General features: G+C 62.4%; 1 protein-coding gene. It reads left to right on the top strand.

The window, feature by feature from the left end:
- A partial coding sequence (locus DBR24_RS29205) for an immunoglobulin-like domain-containing protein (RefSeq protein ID WP_371921379.1) occupies window positions 1–1,817 on the top strand: 1,817 nt, incomplete at both ends.

Genomic DNA, 1,817 nt, shown 5'->3' with positions numbered 1-1,817 from the left:
GTAACCGTGACTCTGTCGAACGGTTCGGTAATCACCATCGAAGCCGGCAAAACCACTGGCACCGTGACCGTTCCTGCACCTGCCGATGACGTCTATAAAGACGCCGGCAAAGTGGAAGTGACGATCAAGGACGCGACTGGCGGCAACTTCGAAAATTTGGTGCCGAGTACCACGCCAGCGGTGACCGAAGTCACTGACACCATCGACACCTCGACGGTCAAACTGACCGCCACCGAAACTGCCGCTGAAGGTGGCACCGTCACCTACACCGCCACTGTTGGCGCGCCGGTCACCGGTTCGCCGGTGGTCGTGACCCTGGCCAACGGCCAGAACATCACCATCGAAGTCGGCAAAACCAGCGGTACCGTGACCACCACCGCGCCTAACGATGCGCTGACTGGCCACGCGCCTCTGACCAACGCGATCACCGACGTTTCCGGCGGCAATTACGAAAACCTCGTGGCCGACAAAACCCCGGTCAGCACCACCGTCACCGACACGGTCGACACCACCAACCTGTCGCTGAGCGCCACCGGTTCGGTGAACGAAGGCGGCCAGATCACCTACACCGCGACCCTGACCAATGCTGCTGGCTCGCCGGTCACCGTGACTCTGTCGAATGGTGCCGTGATCACCATCGACGCCGGCAAAACCACCGGCACCGTCACCGTCGACGCACCGAAAGACGACGTCTACAAAGATGCCGGCACGGTTGAAGCAACTATCAAAGGCGCGACTGGCGGCGACTTCGAAAACCTGGTCACCAGCACAGCGCCAGCGGTCACTACCGTCAACGACACTATCGACACCTCCACCGTGTCGCTGACCGCCACGGCGAACGTCGCTGAAGGCGAAACCGTGGTCTACACCGCAACCGTGACCGCGCCAGTGACTGGCTCGCCGGTTGTCGTGACCCTGTCCAACGGCCAGACCATCACCATCGCTGTCGGTGAAACCACCGGCTCGGTGAACTTCGTTGCACCGAACAGCCCTCTGGCCGGCGGCAGCTCGCTGAGCGTGACCATCGACGGCGCCACTGGCGGCAATTTCGAAAAACTGGCGGTCGACGGCAAGTCCGCCGACACCACGGTTTCGGACACCACCGACACCACCAACCTGAACCTGACCGCGACCGATTCGGTGGCTGAAGGCGGGTCGATCGTTTACACCGCGACGCTGACCAACCCGGCCGGCACCCCGGTAACCGTGACTCTGTCGAACGGTTCGGTGATCACCATCGAAGCGGGCAAAACCAGCGGCACCGTGACCGTTCCTGCGCCAGCCGACGACGTTTACAAAGACGCCGGTAAAGTCGAAGTCACGATCAAGGAGGCAACGGGCGGCAACTTCGAGAATCTGGTGCCAAGCACCGTGCCGGCCGTGACCAACGTCACCGACACCATCGACACCACCACCGTCAAACTCACCGCGACCGAGTCGGCGGCTGAGGGCGGCACCGTAACCTACACCGCGACCGTGGGCGCGCCGGTGACCGGTTCGCCAGTTGTCGTGACTTTGGCCAATGGTCAAACCATCACCATCGGTGTCGGTCAGACCACCGGTACCGCGACCACCACCGCACCGAACGATGCGTTGACTGGCCATGCTCCGCTGACCAATGCGATCACCAACGTGACCGGCGGCAACTACGAAAATCTCGTGGCCGACAAGACGCCAGTCAGCACCACCGTGACCGACACCGTCGACACCACTAACCTGTCTCTGAGCGCGACTGGCTCGGTGGCCGAAGGTGGCTCGATCGTCTATACCGCAACCCTGACCAACGCTGCTGGCTCGCCAGTGACCGTGACCCTGTC

Source organism: Pseudomonas sp. HMWF006 (assembly GCF_003061205.1).
Classification (GTDB): Bacteria; Pseudomonadota; Gammaproteobacteria; order Pseudomonadales; family Pseudomonadaceae; genus Aquipseudomonas; species Aquipseudomonas monsensis.
The sequence above is the reverse complement of the archived record's forward strand: the minus strand, read 5'-3'. Positions and strand labels throughout refer to the sequence as shown.